Origin of the sequence: Anaeromicrobium sp. (assembly GCF_025210435.1) — a bacterium.
In the GTDB taxonomy this organism is placed as follows: domain Bacteria; phylum Bacillota; class Clostridia; order Peptostreptococcales; family Thermotaleaceae; genus Anaeromicrobium.
In genome coordinates, this window is sequence record NZ_JAOART010000110.1 from 22227 (window position 1) to 46202 (window position 23976).

Below are 23976 nucleotides of genomic sequence, written 5' to 3' on the forward strand. Positions count from 1 at the left end.
ATAGGGGGCTGAAATCATATGGATAAAAAATATTTTTTAGAAATAGAAAATGTAATGAGAAAAAATTTAGATAAAAGAGGCATGGATAAAATTAAATTATTAGGAGAATTTGAAAGAGGGGTAAAAGACCTTTTAAGAAGTTCCACAGTTTTCATTGTGACTGGATTTGTGATCAGAGATAGCCTTACAGGGGAAACGGATGGCCCTATAGGAGCCATATCATTGGCTAGTGCATTAGAAAAGCTTGGTAAAAAAGTGGTACTTATAACGGACAAATATTCTAAAGATATGTTGTATAATTGTTGTATGGTAAAGCATATGAAAACTCCTATAGAAGTGGTTCCCTATAATGACACAGAAGAGTTTTGTAGTGATTTATTAATAAAATATAATCCATCTCATATAGTAGGAATAGAAAGATCTGGTAGAGGCAAGGATGGATGTTGCTATTCCATGAGAGGAGAAAATCTTAGTGATTTAGTTCCAAACACAGATATACTATTTGAAAAATCAAAGGAACTTGGAATAAGAACATTGGCCGTTGGAGATGGTGGAAATGAAGTAGGAATGGGAAAAGTGGCACCTTTTGTGATAAATTCCGTAAATAAGGGTAGCCAAATATGTGCCAAGATTGCTACGGATCATCTAATAGTAGCAGGAGTATCAAATTGGGGTGGTCATGGCCTAGTAGCAGCTCTTTCTATACTTTCTAATGTCATGTTATTACATGATGCCAAGACGGAAATATTACTCCTAGAAGGTATGCTGAGGGCAGGAGCAGTAGATGGATGTACTAAAAAACCTACCATGAGTGTGGATGGATTGAGTTTGGAAGAAAATGTTCAAATACTTGAAAGATTAAAAAGGATAGTGGAGGAAGAATTAGATAAACAAGAGGAAAAAATATTAGCTGTTTAGGATTAAATATTTATTGGTATACTGAGTAAATTAGATTGTGTAAAAAAATTAAAAAAAAGAAAAAACTCTTACAAATTAAAGTGTAAGAGTTTTTTCTTTCTAAGCATCTTGCATTGTATCAGTAATAACGATTTGTCTTAATGAAACTGCTTGTGGCAATTCATAGGCATACTTAATAGTTTTAGCAACATCATTTGCTGTTATATTAGTTGCTCCTACTGATTCTTTCCATTGTTCGTATCCTTCAATAATATTTTTATCAGTTGTATGTCCTAACAATTCTGTACTTACAGCACCTGGACAGATGTATAATGTTCTTACATTGTATGGTGATAACTCACCTCTAACTACCTCTGTTAATCCTGCTACTCCATATTTACTTGCACAATATGCTGCATGGTTAGCAAATGGCTTTACTCCTGCAATAGATGATAGGTTGATAATAGTACCAAATCTTCTTTCCTTCATATCATTCATTACAATTTGCATTCCATTCATTACACCCATTACATTTACATCAAGCATTCTTTTCCACTCTTTTGGATCTTGCACTGATAGATCACCTAATAACATAACACCTGCGTTATTTATAATTAGATCTGTTTTTCCATATTGAGCTTCTGCTTCTCTAACAGCTGATTCAAAAGATTCTTTGTCTGTTACATCTACTTTTTTGCACATTGTGTTAGGTAGGTTTAATGCCTCCATTTTTTCTACTCTTCTTGCTAATAAAAGCATTGGATATCCATCTTTTGCAAATTCCTTTGCTAATTCCATTCCAAATCCAGAACTGGCTCCTGTTATAACTACTAATTTTTTCATAATATTACCTCCAAAATTTTTTTATTCTATATGATTACAAGTTATCAGCATTTCGCTGTAAATTTCATTTCTACTAAATTGTTTCTGCTTTATAATGCTAGTATACAGATTCACCCAATTTACGTAAAGTACGCACTTTCTTTGAATATAGTAACCAATAAGTAACTGAGAAGGGATATTAATGCTAATCTATGAAGGAACTAATCCCCTTTTTTATGAAGGATATTTTGTGGTAAAATAGAGAAGATAAAAAGAAGACAGATTTGAAAGGAATGTTTAAATGAGTAAGAGTTTAGTATTAGCTGAAAAACCTTCAGTAGGGAGGGAATTGGCTAGGGTATTAAATTGTAGTAAAAAAGGGAATGGGTCCTTTGAGGGAAATAAATATATAGTAACTTGGGCTTTAGGTCACTTAGTAACCCTAGCAGCTCCAGAAGTATATGATAAGAAGTATGCAAATTGGAACATGGAAGACCTACCAATGCTTCCAGATAGATTAGGTCTTGTAGTAATAAAGAAGACTTCTAAACAATTTAACACAGTAAAAAGTTTAATGCATAGAAAAGATGTATCAGAAATAATAATAGCCACAGATGCTGGGAGAGAAGGAGAACTTGTGGCTAGATGGATAATTCAAAAGGCTAAGGTAAATAAACCTATAAAAAGACTTTGGATATCATCAGTAACAGATAAGGCCATAAGGGATGGATTTAACAACTTAAAGAATGGTAAAGACTATGAAAATCTTTATGCATCAGCTCAAGCTCGTGCAGAGGCTGATTGGATAGTAGGTCTAAATGCCACTAGAGGACTTACATGTAAACACAACGCCCAACTTTCTTGTGGTAGAGTTCAATCGCCAACTCTAGCCATGATAAATGAGCGAGAAGAGGAAATAAGAACTTTTAGACCAAAGGATTATTTTGGAATAACTTGTTCTACAGATAAATTAAAATTTACTTGGAAAGATAATAAATCAGGAAGTACAAGTTCCTTTAATGAAGAGCGAATAGATAAGATTATTAAGGGGTTAAATGGTGAAAAACTAGAAATAGTAAACATTAAAAAAGCTCATAAAAAAACTTATGCACCTAGATTATATGACCTTACAGAACTTCAAAGGGATGCTAACAAAATCTTTGGATATTCGGCAAAGGAAACTTTATCCATAACTCAAAGGTTATATGAAAATTACAAGGTCCTTACTTATCCTAGAACAGATTCTAGATATATAACAGATGATATGGTACCTACCCTAAAGGATAGAATAAAGGCTTGTATGATAAGACCATACTCAGAGTTTGCATCAAAACTTTATAGAAAGAATCTAAAGGCTAGTAAATCCTTTGTAGATAATAAAAAGGTAACAGATCACCATGCCATCATACCTACAGAGGAAACTCCATATTTAGGAGAGTTTTCAGATAAAGAAAGAAAAATATATGATTTAGTAGTAAAGAGATTTTTAGCCGTATTATCAGATCCTTTTGAATATGAACAAATAAGTGTTGAGGCAAAAGTAGGCACAGAGAATTTTGCAGCTAAGGGAAAATCCATACTAAAAAACGGTTGGAAAGAGATTTATTCAAATAGATATGATGATGAAGATGAAGATTCTATTAAAGAACAACATATACCTAATATTAAAGAGGGGCAATCCCTAAGGATAAATAGAATATCAAAGACTAAGGGTGCTACTAATCCACCGCCTAGATTTAATGAGGGTAGCCTACTTTCAGCCATGGAAAACCCAGCTAAGTTTATGGCAGGAGAAAATAAGGAACTAATAAAGACCCTAGGTAAAACAGGTGGAATAGGAACAGTAGCCACTAGGGCAGATATTATAGAAAAGTTGTTTAATTCCTATTTAATAGAGAAAAAGGGAAAAGATATACATATTACTTCAAAGGGAAGACAACTTCTAGTCCTAGTTCCAAAAGACTTGAAATCAGCAGCACTAACGGCTAAATGGGAACAAAAGCTAGAGTCCATATCTAAGGGTAAAATGAAGAAAAATAACTTTATAAGTGAAATGAAAGATTATACTAAAGAAATCATTAAGGACATAAAAACTGGTGAAGGTAAATTCAAACATGACAACATGACTAGAACAAAATGCCCTGAGTGTGGAAAATATCTTTTAGAAGTGAAAAATAAAAGGGGTAAGATGTTAGTATGTCAAGATAGGGAATGTGGATACAAAAAAGGAATTAGTAAAGTTACTAATGCTAGATGCCCTAATTGTCATAAGAAGATGGAATTACGTGGTCAAGGAGAAGGACAGATATTCGTTTGTCCATGTGGCCATAGAGAGAGAATGTCTGCATTTAAAAAGAGAAAAGATGAAAAGAAAAAACAAGGTTCCAAAAGAGATGTAGGAAATTATTTAAAGAAGCAACAAAAGAATAATGAGCCAATAAACACTGCTTTAGCAGATGCATTGGCTAAGCTTAAGTTTTAATAAAGAAGTCCACATATAGCTTATAATGGACTATTATAAAAAATATTGATGTAAATAAAAAATCTCCTATTTGGGAGATTTTTTTAATTTAAAATAGCTTTATCAATGAATTCTCCAACACTATTTATTATATTAAATAAATATCTTATAAATATGGGTTTGCCCTGAAGGTCGGTAACTTTCTTATTGACATAAACGGTAAAATATGGTAAATTCATAACAGTGTTATGAATGGAGGTAAGAAAATGGCAAAACAAATTGAAGGGGTCTATGAAAAAGTAATCACAGTTGCAAAAAGTGAATTTTTACAAAATGGTTTTCAAAGGGCTTCTTTGCGCACTATTGCAACAAAGGGAGGTACTACAACTGGCTCTATTTATACTCGATTCGGAGATAAAGAAGGACTTTTTTTAGCAATAGTAGAGCCTTTTGCAACGAAACTTCTTGCTATGTTTATAGAAATACAGGAAAATTTCCATAATTTCAGTAGAAAAGATCAAAGAGAACAAATGTGCGAATATACCTCTCATAGTGTAGATAATATGATTGATTTTATGTATGAACATTTGGGGGAATGTAAGTTACTACTGGAGGGCTCCCAAGGTACAAAATTTGAGAATTTTACTGATGATTTTATTTCTATTGAGGAGGAATATACCCACAAATATATTGAAACCGTAGGCTGTGAAATATGCGAAAATCTTAAATTTTTAAAAGACATCGTTCATATGATTACTACTGCTTATTTTGAAAGTTTTTTTGAAGTGATTCGTCATAATATGGAAAAAGAAGAAGCAAAAAAATACATTAAAGTATTAAGCAATTATCATCTTGCAGGTTTTGAAGCTGTCTTTCAATGTACCTAAATAAGTTTATTGGGCTGTTATTCTTAATGGGATTTCAGCCTTACAATAAAAAAAGTTAGAGAAAACTAACTACTTAAGGGGGAAATAGTATGAAAACAAAAAATCCTTTGCTTCGGTTATGGGAACTTGGAGAGGGTGAACAAGGCAAGTTAAAAAGTGCTATTATATTGGCGCTTTTGGGCGTGATTTTTGGCATAGTACCATATTTTTGCGCTGGAAAGATTGTTGTAGGTTTGCTAAATGATGAAAAGACTTTTAACTTTTATCTTTTTTGGAGTGGCATAGCCATGTCAGGATATTTTTTGCGTACCTTGCTTTACAACTTAGCACTTGCCTTTTCCCACAAAGGGACATTTAGGATTTTGAAAAATATTCGTCAAATGGTTTTAGAAAAATTACCCAAGCTACCCCTAGGTTCTGTAATGGAAATATCTAGCGGTAAGTTAAAACAAATTATTGTGGATCAAGTTGAGAGTATGGAAACTACTCTTGCCCATCTTCTACCCGAAATGACATCTAATCTAATCGCACCAATATTGGTTATTATATACCTTTTTGTTTTAGATTGGCGTATGGCATTTTTATCCTTGGTATCTATTCCTATCGGTATGCTTTTTATGATGATGATTATGAGAAATTATTCAAAGGACTATGAAAAATCCGTAAAAACCACACAAGATATGAATGAAACCATAGTTGAGTATATCAGTGGTATCGAAGTAATCAAGGCATATAATCAGGGTAAAAACTCCTATGCAAAATTTGAAACTAGAGTAAACGCAAATGCCTCCTATTATTACAACTGGATGAAGCGTTGCCAATTTGGCATGGCACTTGCTTTTTCTATTGCGCCTACTACTTTAATTACAGTTCTTCCTATGGGATTTATTTTTTATTCAAATGGAAGTTTATATTTAGAAAGCTTTATTATGATTATTATTTTATCAATGAGCATTGTGGGTCCTTTGATTGCTGCTATGGCTTTTATTGACAATTTAGCAAAGGTGGGAACAACGGTTGCCTCTGTGGATGAACTATTAAACGCTGAGGAACAAAATCATGGAGCAACAAAAGTTGTTCTCCAAAATAGAGATATTAAGCTATCAGATGTTTCTTTTAGCTACAATGAAGAGAAAGAGATTTTACACAATTTAAATCTCTCTATTCCAACTGGCTCTGTAACAGCGTTGGTAGGCCCTTCTGGCAGTGGTAAATCTACTATTGCAAAGTTAATCGCAGGATTTTGGGATGTTCCAGAAGGGAAAATCACCATTGGCGGAGTTGATGTAAAAAATATTCCTCTTTCACAGCTTTATGATGAAGTTGCTTTTGTTTCCCAAGATAATTTTTTGTTTGATGATACTGTTATGAATAATATTCGTATGGGTAATATCAAGGCAACAGATGAACAAGTAATTGCAGCAGCAATACAGGCAGGTTGTAATGAATTTATTAAAGAATTAGAGCGTGGTTATTATACAAAAGTCGGCGGTGGAGGAGTGCACCTCTCAGGAGGGGAAAAGCAAAGAATTTCTATTGCAAGAGCAATGCTTAAGAATTCTCCTATCGTTGTCTTAGATGAAGCCACTGCCTATATAGATCCTGAAAATGAAGGGATTATTCAAATGGCTGTTGCTAAGCTTGTAAAAGGTAAAACTCTTATTTTAATCGCCCATCGTTTATCTACAATTACAAACGTAGATAAAATTGTGGTGGTGAAAAACGGATTTATTGAAGCAGAGGGTACTCATGATGAATTATTAGAAGAAAACAAACTCTATAAAAATATGTGGATGGCACATATGGGCATGAGAGAGGAGGAAATAGCATGATTAAAACATTTAAGAAAATATGGAGCTTTGCAGGAAAAGAAAAAGGAAACATAAATAAGTCAGTTTTTATAAGTTTTATTTACGCAATATTTTCTATGTTAGAAATTACCTCAATATATTTGGTTTTGTCTGGAATCTTAGGGGGAAGTCAAAATCTTAATATAGCTTTGATTGCCTTTGGTTTAATTTTAGTCAGCATATTTGGAAAAGCAACAATGAAATATTATTCTCAATTACAGCAAACTCATGCCGGATATTTTATGGTAGCAAATAAGAGAATTCAAATTGCCGACAAACTAAAGCATGTACCAATGGGATACTTTAACGAAAATAGTTTGGGTGAAATTACAGGTGTTTCTACTACCGTTTTAGAAACTGTGGAAATGGTTGCACCTATGGTTTTGGTAAATGTCCTAAGTGGACTAATCAATTCTTTAATTTTTACTGTGATGATTCTTGTTTTTGATTGGAGAATCGGAATTCTTGTGGTAGCAGGAACTATTATTTATCTGACCATTTCTTCTTCCACGGAGAAAAAATCAGTCATGTTTGCTCCGAAAAGACAAAAATCCCAAGCAATTCTAGTTTCAGCTGTGCTCGAATATATTCAAGGTATGAGCATTGTAAAATCCTTTAATCTTACAGGAAAAGGGGATAAAACATTGCGTTATGCTTTGGAAAATAACTGCGAAAGTAATTTAAATATGGAAAAGATGTTCACTCCCTATATTATGATGCAAGAGCTTGTTTTACAAATTTTTAGTATTGCTATAATCCTTTTAAGTGTTAATTTTTACTTGGATGGAACGATGACTTTATTAAATACGTTGATGATGGTGATTGTGTCTTTTTTGGTTTTTTCCCATATTCAATCTGCTGGTAGTAGTATATCTCTACTAAGAATAGTAAGTAGTTCAATAGACGAGGCAAATAAAATGGATACTATTCCCGAAATAGACGAAAAGGGAACAAACATACAACCTAAGAATCATGATATTGAATTTAAAAATGTTGATTTCTCTTATGAAGAAAGAAAGATTCTAAGTAACATCAATATTAAAATACCTCAAAGAACCACTACAGCCATTGTGGGTCCAAGTGGTTCTGGTAAAACAACTCTTTGTAATTTGATTGCAAGATTTTGGGATATAGATAGTGGTAGTATAACTATTGGAGGAAAGAATATAAAGGATTACAGTTTGGAATCACTTATGGATCAAATTAGTATGGTGTTTCAAAAGGTATACCTATTTGCCGATACCGTTGAAAATAATATTAAATTTGGTAAGCCAAATGCAAGCCGAGAGGATGTAATAATAGCGGCTAAAAAGGCTTGTTGTCATGATTTCATTATGGAACTTCCCGATGGCTACGATACTGTAATTGGCGAAGGTGGTGATACTCTTTCTGGAGGTGAAAAGCAAAGATTATCTATTGCTCGTGCCCTTTTAAAAGATTCTCCTATTGTAATTTTAGATGAAGCCACAGCCAATGTGGACCCTGAAAACGAGGATAAACTGCAAACGGCAATTGAATCCTTAACCCACAATAAAACAATTATTATGATTGCCCATAGATTAAAAACTGTCCGCTCGGCAGAACAACTTCTTGTGGTTGATAAGGGTAGTATTGTTCAGCAAGGTAATCATAATGAGCTCATGGCTAATAAAGGCATTTACAAAACATTTGTTATGAGCAGAGAAACAGCGGCTAAATGGAAGGTGAAAATTTAATCATAGTCTATAAAATCTCCTTAACAGGAGATTTTATTTTTTCTAGAATAAATTCTAAACCTTATAATCGTTGGAACGGATGCATTATTAGCAGGTATCACTGAAGAAGAAGCAAAGGGACTTAAAAGTGCTGGTATCGCCACAATTGTATATTGGGCTTTAGTGGGAATATCTTTAATTCCACAAGATTCTCCATTTGGAAGTGATACAGGTGGTTTTATACCATTGCCATTCTTAAAGGGGATAGTAACTTTCTTGTTCTTATGGTTCTTAACAAGGGGTATTGCTTACGGTATAACATCAGGTAAAATTAAAAAAGGTGCTGATATACCTATTGAGTTGTTTAAACAAATATAAACCAGTTAACAAAGGAAAAATCCCTGTTAACTGGTTTTGTTATATAAATAAAATTGTTTATGATAACAAGTGTTAAAAGGAACTGGTTTCCCAATTCCTAAAACAAATAGATGAGTTTATTTAGCCTGATCAGAAACTAAACTATCATTTGCAGCCATTTCCTTTTCAGCTATTAAATCCTCAATATTTTCCTTTTCTAAAACTAACTCTTCTAAGGTCATAGTACTTCTATTTTTAGAGGTACCGTGACTAGGTACTTGAATTCCCTGTTGTCTTAAGAAATCATCAATTTTTTCTTGGTTTTTCTTATAAGCATAGTATCCTAAAGCGGAAACACCTACTCCCACTGCAAAACCAGTAATGTATTCACTTTTTATTGGCATAATTTCACCTCCTTTCAATTATGTATTTATTAATATTTAAGTCTTAAGAATATGCGATTGTCTAATTTTCCAATACCCTCTAAAATATCTCCATGGGATCTTGATACGTTCTTCATTTGTTTCATCCATCCAATTTGACTTGTCTCTAGTCCAATAGATTTGGTCATTGAATAGATCAATCTACCAACTAGATCTTTACCATCCTTTATACTTTTCTTTGGCATGATTGCAACATCATAATAGGTGGATGATTGTTCTTTGTCATAGACTTTAAAGGCTTGTAGAATCATCTTCTCTCCTGAAGCATCAATTAAATGTCTTCCAAAGGCAGTTAACCAGGTTCCCGTTGTGGCTGGTAAAAAGTTTTCTTTTTTCATGGCATTAATAAGATAAACTACTGATAAAACCTCAGGATCATAAACACCATGGGATTTAACTTCAGACCATGCATGGTATATAATGGATCCAATACTGCTTAGTGCTGCATTCCATTTTAGAAAGTTTTGTATACCTAAGGGTAGTTTTGTAAGCTTCATGGCCCATGCAGCAGTCAATGAAATTCCTGCATAACGGTCTAAGCTATGAAACTCTTTCTCTGCTGTTTTTGTAGAAATTTCTACTGCTGTTAAATCATGATCTACTGATACAGCTAGTCCTACTCTTATGAGTATTTCAGATGCATCTACTTCACTTGGATTATAATGAATCAAAATAGATTTTGTAATAGGACTATATTTAACAGAATAAATTCCTGCATGTCCCATAACATCTTTTTCAAACTTCTCTACATTTTTAGGTGGCCAGGAAAGAGATAATCTTAAACGACCAGATAAAGTGTGTAAAATAGTTATACCTAAAGTTTGCATCTAAGACTAAGTCCTCCTTTCGAAGTCATGATAAAGCAATCTTGTGGAATTTAATACCACTGCAATTGTACTAAAATTATGAAGGACAGAACCCCAAAATACAGGCAATACTCCGATAGATCCTAGGATCAATCCTAAACTATTGATTCCAATAGTTGTTGCAAAATTTTGTTTTACAATTTTCATAGTAACCTTGGATAAATTCACTATGGAAGGTATTAACAATGGTTCATCTCGAGTAATGGTAATATCTGCAGCTTCCACTGCAATATCTGTCGTTCCTCCACCAAGGGCAACACCTACATCTGCATAGGCTAGAGCTGGTGCATCATTGATTCCATCTCCTACCATGATTACCTTTGATCCTTTAGATTGTAATTGCAATACGGATTTTGCTTTATCTTCTGGTAATAGTTCCGATTCAAAACGGTCCATAGCCATTCTACTTGCAATAATCTCAGCCTGATGCTCAATATCACCTGTAAGAAGGATGGCATCATCTATACCCAATTGACGAAGCCTGTTGATAGATTTTTTCATATTTTCTCTCAACGTGTCTTGTATGCCAAAAATACCTATGAATTTTCCATCGTATCCTACATAAATAACATTTTCTCCCCTTGATGAAAGTTGGTTTATTTCTTTCTTAAGTGAATTAATTTCTATATGATTTTCTTTCATGAATTTTTTATTTCCAACTAATACAATTTTTCCATCAACATCCGTTTCTACTCCTCTGCCCACATGAACCTTAGTTTCTCCATGGGCAGGAATATTCCAACCAGATCTGTTTATTTTATTCATGACTGCAACAGCCATTGGATGGGTAGATACTTCTTCTGCTGCTGATGCAATTTCAACTACTCTTCTTGGAGTCATGTCCTCATGGGCTGGTACAATACTTATAATTTTAGGTTTTCCCTCTGTCATGGTTCCTGTCTTGTCTAATATTAAAGTATCTGATTCAGCCAAGGATTCTATATAGTTTCCACCCTTTACTAAAACCCCATTTTTAGCAGCTGTGTGGATGGCTGCTGAAAGAGCCGTAGCTGTTGAAAGTCTCACACCACAGGAATAATCTATGATCATCATATTTAGAGCCCTTGTAACACTCTTTGTAAAGGCATAAACTAGTCCTGCTAAGGCGAAATTTAATGGGATAGCTTGTGCTGAAAATTTATCTGCATATACTTGCATCTGTGCCTTTTGATGGCTTGCTTCTTCTACTAAATGAACAATTTTTGATACAGCCGTTTGATCACCAATCTTTTGTGCTTTAATAGTGATGTTTCCAGATTTAACCACTGTTCCAGCGAAAACATTTTCTCCCTTTTCCTTTAAAATAGGCATAAATTCTCCTGTGATAGAAGCCTGATCAATAACTCCTTCACCTGATTGGACTATACCATCCACACTGATTTTTTCACCCGTGTGTACTACTACTAAATCATCTTTCTGTACTTCTTTTATGCTAACTTTCTTAAGACTTCCATCTGTTCTTTGTAACCATACAAATTCTTCTCCCACATGAAGCATATCCTTTATGGCATTTCGGGTACGGTTCATAGTATAAGCTGTTAACAATTCAGCAATATCAGATAATAAAATGGTCGTAAGAGCAGAAACGTCTCTTCCTGTGATTAAACTTGTAACAATAGATGCCATAGTTAAAGTATCTGCATTTGGACGATGGGTCTTTACTAGTGATTTAATTCCACTTTTAAATATGGAAGTAGATAAAGCAATACTTCCTATGGCAGGTATCGTTGTAAATCTAGATAAAAAGGATCCTCCCACTGTTGTTTTGTTATTTGCAATGGCAGAATACCCAATTGTAGCACCTGTTATTACCAATCTCTTTACCATTGTAGAAATAGATTCTTCTTGTATACGTCTTTCTGTTACAGTTAATTGATTTTTTTCATCCCTTTCTCTCTTATGGGCTACAAGAGAGTAAGAAGAAAAAACAGCCTCTACAATTTCTAAAAGATCTTCTGGCGTTGCTACTTGACTATCGTAAAAAATTAATATATTCTTCGTAAGGCTATTCACATGAGCTTCTCTAATAGCAGTAATGTTATTCAAATTTTTCGCTAAATCCTCTGAATAATCTTCTAAGTATTGTAATGCCCTAATTCCTATTCGAATTCTTCCTTTTATACTATGTATAATTTCACACTTTAAAAGTGGGGTTTTTCTATTTATACCCACGGAACTTTTACCCCCTTAATTCATTTCTAACAATTTCTATCATGTGTTGTACTTCTTCATCTAATTGATCCTGAGAAATATTTTCTATTTCTTTTCTGTGTTTACCAAGAATCTTTACAATTTTATTCATTTCCTCTAATATTTCCTTATCATTAGTAACTGTCTTATCATATTGAATAACTGCATTTCCAGATATGTAACTAAAAGAAATAGATTCTACCCCTTGTAACTCTAAAAAGATAGGATTTAAAGTATCTTCCTTGATTTGCCATTCTGAAGGAATATTTTTAATAGCAGGAATATGAACGCGAAGTCTACCAGGTATACTATGAACAACTTTTATTTTATAAAACATATCAAATACTTTACCAAAAATGTTTATCATTATCTATCCCTTCCTTAAAAGATTGTAGCCCCACCAAAACAGATTATAGGGTCCTGGCGTTGTATTATTTTTATCAATAACTATTTTTTTTGCCCCCCAGAAAATAAGCATTAAGGGAAGTAATGTTTTTAAATCAACAATTCCTTGTGTATTTTCATAAAAGGATCTATTTAAGGCATTTCCAAATTGTTGGATTTCCTTTGATATTTTAGATTTTTCATTTTTATCCAAGTTTTCTTCTAATCCCATTAACTTTATAATCACAGAAATAAGGATTATTGGCTCAATTTCCGTAGGATTATAGTGTAGTAATATGCTTCCTGTTAGGGTGTTGACTTCAATATGTTCAACGCTTTTCATACGAATCATTTGACTTAGTAACATATCTTTTTCTACTTCATTTCCAATGAGTTTTGGAACATATAATCTAATTCTCCCATTTAGGGTATGTTTTATTTCTATCACACCCTTAAAGCTGGGTAATCTTGATTTTTTTGCCCTTTTTATGAATGTTTTTTTACCTAAAAAAAGACCTGCTACTATACTAGCCACTATATTACTCAAGAGTTCACACTCCTTTCTACTTTTTTTTGTTAATTATACCATATTTCTACATAAAATAGGGTGTTTTTATAGATAATAATTTTCAATTGATAAAAAAACGCATTTATCCTTTGATAAATGCGTTTTTTTATGTGATTTACCTATTTTTGTACATTCCTTTTCCCTTTTTATATCCTTTTACGCCTACAAAACCAAGCAAAGCTGTTTTAACAAGTTGATTGTCACTTACCTGATCTAGAAAGATAGAAAGGAAATTAGTATTACTAATATTTCTTTCATTTCCCCCACCTCTTCCTTGTCCACGTCCTGTCTCTTGTATCATGTTTCCTAAAAAGTTTCCCATGGCCTTTTTATTTAGAATATTTGATTCTTTTTTATCCACAGATTCCATTTCAAGATTTACTAATCCTTCTAGTGATCCTAATATTCCTTCTAATGGAATGACAATAGGATCATAATTAATCAATAAACTTCCTACAGTATCTGTTATACGTATGTCTTTGATACCATCTAATTTTTCTAATGATTCTTTCACCAAATCTATTCTTTTTAAATCCTTTAAGTTTGAGTCTAAAATTCTTATACGGCCTTTCATGGAACTAACAATCATATGAATCCCTCCCACTTTTTTCTATATTTTAGCATAAAGATGCTGATTTCTCAAAATAATCCAAAAGTATTTTCAATATGAAGGAAAGAATAAATGCCTATAAGTAATAAAATGTTTTTGTTGCATAGAAAAACCTTATACTATCTTCTTGACATATAGAAAAAATTTATAAATATTGAAATTTATGGAAGTGTCTAGTACTATCAAGGACATGATGTGAACAGAGAGGAGATGTACAGATTTGAAGAAAATAATGAGTATTATTTTAACATTATTATTATTTGTTAGTTTAGTAGGATGTACTAGTGACAAATCAACTGAAAGTAATAGTGTACAAAAGGAAGAACAAAATAGTGGTGAAGCAGAATCAAAATTAGAGGATAAAGTAGTAATTTATTCTACACACCCAGAAAAATTATTAGAATATGTTTCTACAGAGTTTGAAAAAGAAACAGGTGTAAAAGTGGAATTTTTAAACTTTAAAGGGGAGCTACCTGATAGGGTACGTGCAGAAAAGGCTAATCCTCAGTCCGATGTAATGTATGGAGCAGCATCTTCTGTGTTTATTGAACTAAAAAAGGAAGATTTATTTGAAAAGTATGTACCCACATGGTCAGATAAATTAAATCCATTATTCAAAGATTCAGAAGGATATTGGTTTGGAACTATCCAAACTCCAGTAATGTTATTTTATAACAATGAAGTGATTAGTGAAAAAGAAGCACCAAAGGATTGGTTTGATCTTACAAAGGATCAGTATAAGGATCAATTAGTATTTAGAAATGCATTATCCTCATCGGCAAGAGCTACATTTTCAAGCCTTTTATATCAATTTAGTGAGGAAGATAAACTAGATGAGGGTTGGAAAGTTATGGCTGATTTAGATGGCAATACAAAGAAGTATTATGGTAGTGGATCATTACAATTCCAAGCCATAGGACGTAAGGAAGCAGCCATAAGTTATGCACCATTAAATGCCATTGTAGACAATAGGGTTAAGAATAATTTACCCCTTACAATTATAGATGCGAAAAGTGGTTCACCAGTAATAACAGATAGTATGGCCATGGTAAAGGGAGCTAAACATCCTAATGCTGCAAAGGCATTCATAGAATTTGCTGGAAGACCTGATATTCAAGGAAAAATTGCAAAGAAATTTAACCGTATGCCAACCCATCCAGAGGCTATACAAAATTCTCCAGAGTGGATGAAGGAAAAAGAGTATAAGATTATGGATGTGGATTGGGAAGTACTATCAGAAAAACAGTCAGAGTGGATGCAAAAATGGGATACAAAAATAAAGGATGCCAATAAGGACACAAAATAAAAAGATAAAAATATAATGAGGAATTTTTTCCTCATTATATTTTTATGTATGAAAATCTTTTTTATAGGAGGCAGGAATGAGTAAGGTAGAATTAAGAAATATATCAAAAAAGTTTGGAGATACAGTGGCCCTAGAGAATATAGATTTTGCTATAGAAGAAGGAAGTTTTTTTACTTTCTTAGGACCATCTGGGTGCGGAAAAACTACCCTCTTAAGAATAATATCAGGATTTGTTAAGGACCATAAGGGAAGGGTCATCATAGGAAATAAGGATATGACCCATGTATCATCGGAAAAGAGAGAGATAGGTATGGTATTTCAAAATTATGCATTATTTCCCCATATGAATGTCTATGAAAATATTGCCTATAGTTTAAAAATAAAAAAAATAAATAAAAAGGAAATATTAAATAGGGTTGATAAATATCTTAACCTTGTTAGTTTAGATGGTTATGGGAATAGAAAAATTAATGAACTTTCAGGAGGAGAGCAACAAAGGGTAGCCCTAGGAAGATCCCTTGTAATGGAACCTAAGGTTCTTTTGTTAGATGAACCCTTATCAAATTTAGATGCAAGGCTTAGGGATAAGATGAGGATAGAAATAGGGGATCTACAAAAGGAACTGGGAATAACCACTTTATTTGTAACCCATGATCAAAGGGAAGCTTTGACCATGTCTGATAAAATAGCCGTATTTAATAAGGGGAAATGTATACAAATAGGAAAACCAAGGGAGATTTATTCAAATCCTAAGAGCCCTTTTGTTGCCACTTTTGTAGGAGAAAATAATTTATTTAAGGCAAAAATAGAAAATTCAAAGGCTATTTTAAATAATAATGTCATACTGGAAATTGAAAATGACTCTGTGGGAAATTATATTTCAATTAGACCTGAAGATATGAAAATATTGAGAAGAAAAGAGAAGGAAGCAAATACATTTAAGGGAAAAGTGGAAAAAATCCAATTCAATGGTATGGTGCTAGATTATGTGGTAAATGTGGAAGGAATAAAATTTAAAGTTAGTGAATTAAATAATCCATATACAGATATTCAAATAGGGGTAGGGGATTATGTATTCATTGTTATACATAAAAACGTAATTAAGATTTTGAAGGATAATTAAGGGGGGAGCTGTAATAGACAGCATCTATTATGAAAATTTTAAAGAAAGATATAATATGCAAAGGTGGAACTAAAGTCAATGAAGATATTGCAAATATTAATGAATATGGGGCTTGGGTACTAGATGGGGCCACTGGACTAAATGGAAAAAATATAATGCATGAAGAAAGTGATGCAAAATGGTTTGTTACCTGGTGGGATGAATACATATCAAAAAATATATGTAGAGCTGAAAGTCTTCAAATTATTGTTAAAAGGGGTATTAAACTAATCAAAGATGAATTTTTCAATTTCACAGGGGGTCAATTATCTAAACTAGATTTTCCCTCTAGTTCTATTGTAATAATTAGATGGGTAGATGGGTATTTAGAATATTTTTCATTAGGGGATGTGGCTTTAATCATCCAAAATGAAGAGAAAAATGAAATTATAATGGATCATAAAATAGGTAAATTAGATAATAAAGTTTTCAAAGCCATAGAAGATTTAATGAATAGAGAAAAAAAGACCATGATTGAAGCTAAAGGTGAAATTATGGATTTGATCATAGACAATAGACTTTTGAAAAATAGGGAAGATGGATATTGGATACTAGGTTTTGATGAAAGGGCTTCAGATAATGGATTGTATGGAAAGATAAAAGTGAGGAAGAATACGAAGATTTTCATAGGAAGTGATGGATTTTATGCCCTTGGGGAAAAATATAATTATTTAAGTATGGATGAACTTATAAAATATGTTGAAAAGTTAGGTTTAGACAAATTGTATAATATACTAAGACGAATAGAAGAAGAGGATTGGGACGGAAAAGCATATCCTAGATTCAAAAAAAATGATGATGCTTCAGCTATTTATCTTGAATTTGAAAAAAGCTAGGATGGAAGGGAGGGAGACTTTTATGTACAATATCCTTACAAGGGAAAAATTTAATATGATGAAAATTATTGTCTTTTTCATGGTAGTGTGGGTTTTAGGTGGATATATATTGTATCCCACAGTAAAAACAATATGTGTAAGCTTCACTGGAAAAGAGGGTCTTACCCTTTCCTTTTACAAGGAATTTTTTTTAACAAAGGAAAATGTTGAAGCATTAGTAAATACACTTATACTGGGTTTTTCCACTGTTATTGTCTGTGGAATAATAGGAACAACCTTAGCCTTTTATGTGACCTATTTTAATTTTCCCTTAAAGAATTTCACATATAAACTATTACTTACTCCTTTAATGTTGCCAGGAATAATAATTGTAATAGCTTTTATACAGTTATATGGGGAAAGTGGAATGATCACAAAGACAGTGGAAATCTTATTTAAAATGAATAAAGGAACATATTTTTTTTCTGGGTTCTTAGGAATTCTCTTTGTCCATGCATATACACAATATGTATATTTTTTTATGAATGTATCTGTGGCCATAAAACATATAGATTATTCTGTAATAGAAGCTGCAAAAAATTTGGGGGCATCTAAGTTTAAAATATTTACTACTATTATTCTTCCCTTCATAAGGCCCGCATTAATTGCCTCTAGTATTATTACCTTTATGACGGGGATAGGTTCTTTTACGGCACCTAGTTTAATAGGGGATCATTATAAAGTTCTTACTACTCAGATTCTTTTTACAAAGGCAAATAATTATATGGAATTGGCAGCAGTACAGGTAATCATGTTAACTATTATATCTATTGTATTTTTATTATTATTTAGACATTATGAGAAGAGGGTACATTTCATATCATCTGTTAATGGGAAAGGATTTGTACCTATAAATATTGAAAATAAATTTATTAAAACCATATTTATGGTAATATCCATCACATTTATATTTTTTATTATATTACCTCTTTTAACCATAGTTTTTCTTTCTTTTGTAAAACCTGGCACATGGATGGTAGAAATTTATCCAAGAGAATTTTCATTAGATAATTATATGAAAATATTTACAAAATCAAGGACAATGGCTCCCTTTATGAATAGTATAAGTATGTCAATTATAGCTTCCTTATTTGGTGCATTTGTTGCCATACCCTGTGCATATATTATTGTAAAGACAGAGTATAAGTTTAAATTTATTGTGGAAGTTTTGGCCATGTTACCCTGGGCCATGCCAGCTAGTGCAATAGCCATAAATATGATAAATGCCTTTAACAAGCCATCAATATTTTCTTTTAAAGGTATACTCGTGGGAACCTATATCCTATTGCCCTTAGCTTATTTTGTAAAGATACTTCCCCTTGTTCTTCGAACCACAAGTATATCTCTACAAAACTTAAGTGATACATATGAGGAAGCTTCTAAAAGTCTTGGAGGGTCTTTTTTATACACCTTTAGAAGAATAACATTGCCAATTATTATGCCAGGAATAATGGCAGGCATATTACTTGGTTTCATAAGATGTGTGGGAGAATATACCACATCCGTATATTTATATACCGTATGGAATAAGCCTATTTCCATGGCAATGGTCAATGCCTTATTTGAGTATGAAATAGGTCTGGCCATGGCATATGGAGTATTGATTATTATTTTGACGGCTTTAGTGTCAGGGATTATAACAAAATTAGGGAATATGGGAAGGATAAAAATATGATAAATCTATAGGGTTTTGTAGATTTCTGGTGTATAAACTTGCTTTATGTGAGCCTATTTCAGGAAACTATTGAAAATCTTTTCCACCCCAGACCTTGTCACAAGCGAAAGTGTGAATCTTCGTATATAGGTTCATGTGTCATGTTGGAGTAGCATAGGATGTTGTGACGTTCCAGGGTTCCAAAGATTTTCAATATATTTTCCTTTATAGGCAAGTTATTGTATAAAACAAATTTAAAACCAATAAATCTATATTATGTGAAAATCTCCTTGTAAAAATTTACAAGGGGATTTTAAATAAGGTATAGGGTTTAACTGGAAGACTTGGTATAATATACGAGAGTAGTAAAAAGAAAATGTAAATCACTTTAGGAGGACAGGGATGGAGACAAGATCTAAAAAAGTCGAGAAATACATTGGACAATATTCAGATAAAAGAGAACATTATAAAAAATTATCAGAGATAGTGAAAAATATCATAAATGAAGTTTTACAAGAAAAACATATAAGTTGCCACAGTATTAACAATAGGGCAAAGGAAGTGGAAAGTTTCGCTGAAAAAATTGTAAGAAAGGGCTATAAGGACCCACTAAGGCAGATGCAAGACTTATCCGGCATTAGAATTATAAATTATATTGAAGACGACGTTAAAAGTACTTGTCATGTTATAGAAGGATTATTTAAGGTGGAAGAGAAGATAGATAAATCCAGTGGTCTTACAAATAATACCTTTGGATATAAGTCTGTCCATTATGTGGCCAGGTTATCAGATAGAAGGTTAGAACTTCCAGAGTTTAAAAGATATAAGGATGATGTATTTGAAATACAAGTAAGAACATTACTTCAGCATACTTGGGCTGAAATAGAACATGATAGGAATTATAAGTTTAAAGGTGTGTTGCCTAAGGAATCTAATATAAAAAGAAGATTCGCCCTTTTAGCAGGTCTATTAGAAATGGCTGATAGGGAATTTAACTCCATATCAAAGGATCTAGATATGTATGCAAAGGCTACTGTTAATAATATTGAGAAGGGGGATTTAGATATAGAATTAAATTCCACATCCTTAAGGGAGTATATGAGTATTAAATTTAAAGAACATATAAATGATAATAACATGGGTAAAATTCAAGTGAATGAGCAAAGTTATAATAAGGTAATTAAAGAATTGAAAAATATGGGTGTAAGAACTATTAGTGAACTTGATAAGGTCATGTCTAAATATTATGATAACAAGTTAAAAGAAAGTATTTCTAATAATAACTTATCAAATTTATTAAAGGCCATATTAATGATTGAGAATACGGATGAACATTTTGAAAAGGAAGGTAAAAAGTTTTCTTTTAAACAAATGAGCGAAAAAACATATGAGATACTTAAAAATCAGGGAATAAACGTGGATAAGTATTTGAAAAGGTATAGTTTAAATGTGGGAGAAGAAAATTGTGGGGATAGTTAAATACTATTCCCCTTATTCTTTTATGATACTTCTAAGCATATATTATTAGAGTAACCATTATACCCCTAGTGAAATAATATGTTAATAGGAAGGACGAATATATTTTTAGAAGGGAAGAATAGTATATGGCAACTAATTGTGGGAACATAGATCTATTTAATGACATATTACTCATAGTAATAGCTACATACTTAGTAGCAGCTCTATTAAGTGGAACCACAGAAACTACAACAGCAGGAAGTACGCCTATACCAATAGTGATAGGATAAAATTAAAAAAGAGGAGGATATTAAGTGTTTGCTTCTAGTGAATGGGAAGAATTAATAAATGAATTTAATAGAAGTCTAGGGCTTAAAGGTGATAAACGCTATAAGAAAAAACAAGAAACAACAGAGTCTGGTGAAATAGAATCGGGAACAAGGCCAGGCATAACACCTGCAGAGATTTTAATAATAGCGGGATTACTTACAGGAGCCCTCCAGGTGTTTGCTTTGACTTTAGATACAAGCCAACAAGTACAAATAACCTTATTGGGGGCTTTAGATGTACTAAAAAGAGGAGAGGTGGATCTAGAGGAAATAGAAGATATAGGAAAATATATAAAGGAAACATCTGTGGAGGATTTCTTAAAAAATATGCTCAAAAAAAGAAGAAAATAATATGAAAATTTCTACTAAACATATAGGTAGGAATTTTTTTAAAATAAAATTTTATAAAAAAACACTTGAAAAATTCATCACTCTATGTATATAATAAACCCTATTGGGTTAACAAAAAACTTTATTAGAAATTTAAAATACAGTGTATTATAAATAAAAAAAGAAAAAATACTATAAAGTGAAGATTAATGATATAATAAAGTGTTTGCTAGACGAAAAACTAAAAATTAAAGAGGAATGATGATATGGAAAAAGTAAAGTTTCAAGAATTGAATTGCTCGGATGAAATCAAAAAAGCCATAGGAGATATGGGTTTTGAAGAAGCTACTCCTATACAAGCAATGGCGATTCCACTTGTATTAGAAGGAAAGGATGTAGTAGGTCAAGCTCAAACGGGAACAGGTAAAACAGCTGCCTTTGGCATACCTTTAATAGATAAAATCAATTTAGACGATAGATCAACACAGGGGATAATTTTATGTCCTACTAGGGAACTTGCCGTTCAAGTTTCAGAAGAAATGTCTAAGATTAGTAAATATAAAAAGAACTTAAGAATTGTTCCTGTATTTGGAGGACAACCTATAGAAAGACAAATAAAGGGACTTAAAAGGGGAGCTCATATAGTAATTGGAACTCCTGGTAGAGTATTAGATCACATGAGAAGAAAAACTTTAAAGTTGAAAAATCTTAAAGTATTAATATTAGATGAAGCTGATGAAATGCTAAATATGGGATTTAGAGAAGATATTGAAACTGTAATACAAGGCGTTGAAAACGAAGAAAGACAAACTCTATTATTTTCAGCTACTATGCCTAGAGCCATATTAGAAATTATAAATAAATACCAAAAGGATCCACAAATAGTAAAAGTGGCACATAAAGAATTGACTACACCAAATATTAGCCAATGGTACTTAGAAATGAAAGAAAAGGATAAATTAGAAGTATTATCTAGACTTGTAGATGTGAATAATCCTAAGTTATCCATAGTATTTTGTAACACTAAGAAAAAGGTTGATGAAGTAACTAATTTACTTCAAATGAGAGGTTACTTAGTAGATAAAATCCATGGAGATATGAAGCAATCTCTAAGATTAAATGTAATAGATAAGTTCAAAAAAGCAGATGTAGAAATGTTAGTGGCAACAGACGTGGCAGCCCGTGGTCTTGATATTGATGATGTGGAATGTGTATTCAATTATGATGTACCAAGTCATGAAGAATATTATGTTCATAGAATAGGAAGAACAGGAAGAGCTGGAAGAGAAGGACAAGCATTTTCCTTTGTGACTAAAAGAGATTTCTATCTATTAAAGAATATAATGAAATATACTAAAAAGAAAATAAAGAGACAACAAATTCCAACTATTAGTGATATTGAGAATATAAAGATTGAAGCCTTTGTGAAGAAATTAAAGGATAAGATTGAAGAGGGCAAACTTAAGAAGTATATTGAGATAGTTGATAAATTAATGGAAGATGATGATCATACTTCTGTAGAAATTGCAGCAGCCCTACTTAAAATGGAACTTGAAATGGAAAACTCTAAGGAAGTTGAAGTTATCAACTTTGGAGATAGAGATAATAAAAGAGGGTCAGGTAGACGTTCTGGTGGTTATAATGATACGGGTGGAAAAGCTGGAATGGTTAGAATGTTCATTAACATAGGAAAGCAAAAGAGAATAAGAGTTAATGACGTGGTAGGAGCCATTGCAGGAGAAACGGGTATTAGAGGAAATTCAATTGGAGATATAGATATTTATGATAACTATACCTTTGTAGAAATACCAGAAAAGGATGCTGAAAAGGTATTAAAGATTATGAGTAAAAACACTATCAAAGGAAATAAAATAGTTATAGAACCAGCTAATGGAAGTAACAAGAGAAGAAGAAAAAGAAAATCTAAATAATATAAATTTAAGGATCTTTCACTAAAAAGGTGAAAGATCTTTTTTTTGTTTGTATAAAAAAATATATTGAAATATAATAAAAACATATCGTTTTTCGATAAAAATATATTGAAAAACATCCGTTTTAATGATATTATATGAATGAGAATTGGAGAAATTTAAAGGGGAGGTTAGATAATATGAAATATTATGGAGAAAGATCTTTAGCAAGTATATTAAAACTTGTTTTAAACCTTTTATTAATAATTGGAGTTTGTATGTTTACCTATATATCTAAGAATGTGATAAGTTCTAATGACTTGAACATAAGTATTTTTAGGAAAATATCCATATATGGATTATTTGTGATAGGAAGCATATCCTTAATACTTATAGTTTATAACTTAAAGAAAATAGTAGATTCACTAGTACATGTAAATCCCTTCATAAGGGAAAATGTAAAAAGGCTCAATTCCATAGCCATAGAGTGTTTTATTATTACAGGTTGTTATTTAATAAATTTTTTCATAAACCCTAAGTATGTGGACTTTAATCTAATTACAGTAGATATGAAAGGAATACATACGGACATGGAATTTTTCATATTTTTATTTGCTGGGTCTTTCATATTAATTTTATCTAAAGTCTTTGAACAGGCTGTAGAAGTAAAAGAAGAAAATGATTTTACCATATAGAGGAGGGGGAAAATGGCTATTGTGGTGAATTTAGATGTTATGATGGCAAAGAGAAAAGTTTCACTATCTGAGCTGGCTAGTAGGGTAGGTATAACTAATGCCAATTTATCTATATTGAAGAACAACAAGGCTAAGGCCATAAGATTTACAACATTAGAGGCCATATGCAATGAACTCAATTGTCAACCAGGGGACATACTAGAGTATGTGGAGGATTAAATTATAGTT

The 23976-nt window shown here is 32.1% G+C and carries 23 protein-coding genes; 16 read left to right on the plus strand and 7 right to left on the minus strand.

From position 1 onward, the window contains the following. Positions 1-18 precede the first annotated feature (18 nt). Positions 19-918, plus strand: coding sequence for a DUF4392 domain-containing protein (locus N4A57_RS13745; protein WP_293658565.1), 900 nt, complete (start codon positions 19-21; stop codon positions 916-918). A gap of 99 nt (positions 919-1017) precedes the next feature. Here N4A57_RS13745 and N4A57_RS13750 read toward each other — a convergent pair whose 3' ends face one another. Next, the gene (locus tag N4A57_RS13750; RefSeq protein ID WP_293658566.1) at positions 1018-1740 is read right to left on the minus strand and encodes an SDR family oxidoreductase; all 723 of its coding nucleotides are present in this window, start codon (positions 1738-1740) and stop codon (positions 1018-1020) included. Between the two features lie 280 nt (positions 1741-2020). Here N4A57_RS13750 and N4A57_RS13755 point away from each other — a divergent pair, with 280 nt between their 5' ends. The 5 genes from N4A57_RS13755 to N4A57_RS13775 all read left to right on the plus strand — a co-directional run bounded on the left by N4A57_RS13755 (position 2021) and on the right by N4A57_RS13775 (position 8989). Further along, the gene (locus N4A57_RS13755; RefSeq protein ID WP_293658567.1) at positions 2021-4201 is read left to right on the plus strand and encodes a DNA topoisomerase III; all 2181 of its coding nucleotides are present in this window, start codon (positions 2021-2023) and stop codon (positions 4199-4201) included. 245 nt (positions 4202-4446) lie between these two features. Further along, positions 4447-5067, plus strand: coding sequence for a TetR/AcrR family transcriptional regulator (locus tag N4A57_RS13760; protein WP_293658568.1), 621 nt, complete (start codon positions 4447-4449; stop codon positions 5065-5067). An 89-nt stretch (positions 5068-5156) separates the two neighbouring features. After that, positions 5157-6899 carry an ABC transporter ATP-binding protein gene (locus N4A57_RS13765; RefSeq protein WP_293658569.1) on the plus strand — a complete coding sequence of 581 codons (1743 nt, stop codon included), beginning with the start codon at positions 5157-5159 and terminating at the stop codon, positions 6897-6899. Next, positions 6896-8632, plus strand: a complete 1737-nt coding sequence (locus N4A57_RS13770) for an ABC transporter ATP-binding protein (RefSeq protein ID WP_293658570.1) — start codon at positions 6896-6898, stop codon at positions 8630-8632. The genes N4A57_RS13765 and N4A57_RS13770 overlap by 4 nt, the downstream gene beginning before the upstream one ends. Before the next feature lie 96 nt (positions 8633-8728). Next, complete coding sequence (locus N4A57_RS13775; RefSeq protein WP_293658594.1) at positions 8729-8989, plus strand: AbgT family transporter; 261 nt, start codon at positions 8729-8731, stop codon at positions 8987-8989. A gap of 116 nt (positions 8990-9105) precedes the next feature. Here N4A57_RS13775 and N4A57_RS13780 read toward each other — a convergent pair whose 3' ends face one another. The 6 genes from N4A57_RS13780 to N4A57_RS13805 form a co-directional block, all read right to left on the minus strand. Then, on the minus strand, positions 9106-9372 hold the full coding sequence (locus N4A57_RS13780; RefSeq protein WP_293658571.1) for a hypothetical protein: 267 nt from the start codon (positions 9370-9372) through the stop codon (positions 9106-9108). A 29-nt stretch (positions 9373-9401) separates the two neighbouring features. After that, complete coding sequence (locus N4A57_RS13785) at positions 9402-10238, minus strand: hypothetical protein (RefSeq protein WP_293658572.1); 837 nt, start codon at positions 10236-10238, stop codon at positions 9402-9404. A 6-nt stretch (positions 10239-10244) separates the two neighbouring features. Then, positions 10245-12449, minus strand: a complete 2205-nt coding sequence (locus N4A57_RS13790) for a heavy metal translocating P-type ATPase (RefSeq protein WP_293658573.1) — start codon at positions 12447-12449, stop codon at positions 10245-10247. 7 nt (positions 12450-12456) lie between these two features. Further along, entirely contained in the window at positions 12457-12834 is a 378-nt protein-coding gene (locus tag N4A57_RS13795) for an HMA2 domain-containing protein (RefSeq protein WP_293658574.1), read from the minus strand. A 3-nt stretch (positions 12835-12837) separates the two neighbouring features. Continuing rightward, entirely contained in the window at positions 12838-13398 is a 561-nt protein-coding gene (locus N4A57_RS13800) for an HMA2 domain-containing protein (RefSeq protein ID WP_293658575.1), read from the minus strand. A 136-nt stretch (positions 13399-13534) separates the two neighbouring features. Next, positions 13535-14008, minus strand: a complete 474-nt coding sequence (locus tag N4A57_RS13805) for an HMA2 domain-containing protein (protein ID WP_293658576.1) — start codon at positions 14006-14008, stop codon at positions 13535-13537. 241 nt (positions 14009-14249) lie between these two features. On the opposite strand from N4A57_RS13805, the gene N4A57_RS13810 reads away from it, so the two are divergent. From N4A57_RS13810 to N4A57_RS13855, 10 genes are all read left to right on the plus strand, one after another. Next, positions 14250-15335: an extracellular solute-binding protein gene (locus tag N4A57_RS13810; protein ID WP_293658577.1), complete on the plus strand. Its 1086-nt coding sequence runs from the start codon at positions 14250-14252 to the stop codon at positions 15333-15335. A 76-nt stretch (positions 15336-15411) separates the two neighbouring features. Further along, positions 15412-16458, plus strand: a complete 1047-nt coding sequence (locus tag N4A57_RS13815; protein ID WP_293658578.1) for an ABC transporter ATP-binding protein — start codon at positions 15412-15414, stop codon at positions 16456-16458. 29 nt (positions 16459-16487) lie between these two features. After that, on the plus strand, positions 16488-17333 hold the full coding sequence (locus N4A57_RS13820; protein WP_293658579.1) for a hypothetical protein: 846 nt from the start codon (positions 16488-16490) through the stop codon (positions 17331-17333). 22 nt (positions 17334-17355) lie between these two features. Next, positions 17356-19047: an ABC transporter permease gene (locus N4A57_RS13825; RefSeq protein WP_293658580.1), complete on the plus strand. Its 1692-nt coding sequence runs from the start codon at positions 17356-17358 to the stop codon at positions 19045-19047. Between the two features lie 381 nt (positions 19048-19428). Next, positions 19429-20505 carry a GTP pyrophosphokinase gene (locus tag N4A57_RS13830; protein ID WP_293658581.1) on the plus strand — a complete coding sequence of 359 codons (1077 nt, stop codon included), beginning with the start codon at positions 19429-19431 and terminating at the stop codon, positions 20503-20505. Between the two features lie 125 nt (positions 20506-20630). Next, complete coding sequence (locus N4A57_RS13835; protein ID WP_293658582.1) at positions 20631-20774, plus strand: hypothetical protein; 144 nt, start codon at positions 20631-20633, stop codon at positions 20772-20774. Between the two features lie 24 nt (positions 20775-20798). Next, the gene (locus N4A57_RS13840; RefSeq protein WP_293658583.1) at positions 20799-21164 is read left to right on the plus strand and encodes a hypothetical protein; all 366 of its coding nucleotides are present in this window, start codon (positions 20799-20801) and stop codon (positions 21162-21164) included. Between the two features lie 245 nt (positions 21165-21409). After that, positions 21410-23074 (plus strand): DEAD/DEAH box helicase, encoded by a 1665-nt coding sequence (locus N4A57_RS13845; RefSeq protein WP_293658584.1) that lies wholly within the window; start codon positions 21410-21412, stop codon positions 23072-23074. 179 nt (positions 23075-23253) lie between these two features. After that, positions 23254-23748 (plus strand): DUF2975 domain-containing protein, encoded by a 495-nt coding sequence (locus N4A57_RS13850; protein ID WP_293658585.1) that lies wholly within the window; start codon positions 23254-23256, stop codon positions 23746-23748. Positions 23749-23760: 12 nt separating this feature from the next. Next, positions 23761-23967 carry a helix-turn-helix domain-containing protein gene (locus tag N4A57_RS13855; RefSeq protein WP_293658586.1) on the plus strand — a complete coding sequence of 69 codons (207 nt, stop codon included), beginning with the start codon at positions 23761-23763 and terminating at the stop codon, positions 23965-23967. The last annotated feature ends 9 nt before the right edge of the window (positions 23968-23976 follow it).

What these genes read in the sequence shown, in the direction of transcription:
- N4A57_RS13820 (WP_293658579.1), top strand. Translation starts at nt 16,488, where the DNA reads ATGAAAATTTTAAAGAAAGATATAATATGCAAAGGTGGAACTAAAGTC.
- N4A57_RS13780 (WP_293658571.1), bottom strand. Translation starts at nt 9,372, where the DNA reads ATGCCAATAAAAAGTGAATACATTACTGGTTTTGCAGTGGGAGTAGGT.
- N4A57_RS13745 (WP_293658565.1), top strand. Translation starts at nt 19, where the DNA reads ATGGATAAAAAATATTTTTTAGAAATAGAAAATGTAATGAGAAAAAAT.
- N4A57_RS13785 (WP_293658572.1), bottom strand. Translation starts at nt 10,238, where the DNA reads ATGCAAACTTTAGGTATAACTATTTTACACACTTTATCTGGTCGTTTA.
- N4A57_RS13795 (WP_293658574.1), bottom strand. Translation starts at nt 12,834, where the DNA reads ATGATAAACATTTTTGGTAAAGTATTTGATATGTTTTATAAAATAAAA.
- N4A57_RS13850 (WP_293658585.1), top strand. Translation starts at nt 23,254, where the DNA reads ATGAAATATTATGGAGAAAGATCTTTAGCAAGTATATTAAAACTTGTT.
- N4A57_RS13835 (WP_293658582.1), top strand. Translation starts at nt 20,631, where the DNA reads ATGGCAACTAATTGTGGGAACATAGATCTATTTAATGACATATTACTC.
- N4A57_RS13750 (WP_293658566.1), bottom strand. Translation starts at nt 1,740, where the DNA reads ATGAAAAAATTAGTAGTTATAACAGGAGCCAGTTCTGGATTTGGAATG.
- N4A57_RS13830 (WP_293658581.1), top strand. Translation starts at nt 19,429, where the DNA reads ATGGAGACAAGATCTAAAAAAGTCGAGAAATACATTGGACAATATTCA.
- N4A57_RS13845 (WP_293658584.1), top strand. Translation starts at nt 21,410, where the DNA reads ATGGAAAAAGTAAAGTTTCAAGAATTGAATTGCTCGGATGAAATCAAA.
- N4A57_RS13805 (WP_293658576.1), bottom strand. Translation starts at nt 14,008, where the DNA reads ATGATTGTTAGTTCCATGAAAGGCCGTATAAGAATTTTAGACTCAAAC.
- N4A57_RS13760 (WP_293658568.1), top strand. Translation starts at nt 4,447, where the DNA reads ATGGCAAAACAAATTGAAGGGGTCTATGAAAAAGTAATCACAGTTGCA.
- N4A57_RS13825 (WP_293658580.1), top strand. Translation starts at nt 17,356, where the DNA reads ATGTACAATATCCTTACAAGGGAAAAATTTAATATGATGAAAATTATT.
- N4A57_RS13770 (WP_293658570.1), top strand. Translation starts at nt 6,896, where the DNA reads ATGATTAAAACATTTAAGAAAATATGGAGCTTTGCAGGAAAAGAAAAA.
- N4A57_RS13765 (WP_293658569.1), top strand. Translation starts at nt 5,157, where the DNA reads ATGAAAACAAAAAATCCTTTGCTTCGGTTATGGGAACTTGGAGAGGGT.
- N4A57_RS13855 (WP_293658586.1), top strand. Translation starts at nt 23,761, where the DNA reads ATGGCTATTGTGGTGAATTTAGATGTTATGATGGCAAAGAGAAAAGTT.
- N4A57_RS13815 (WP_293658578.1), top strand. Translation starts at nt 15,412, where the DNA reads ATGAGTAAGGTAGAATTAAGAAATATATCAAAAAAGTTTGGAGATACA.
- N4A57_RS13755 (WP_293658567.1), top strand. Translation starts at nt 2,021, where the DNA reads ATGAGTAAGAGTTTAGTATTAGCTGAAAAACCTTCAGTAGGGAGGGAA.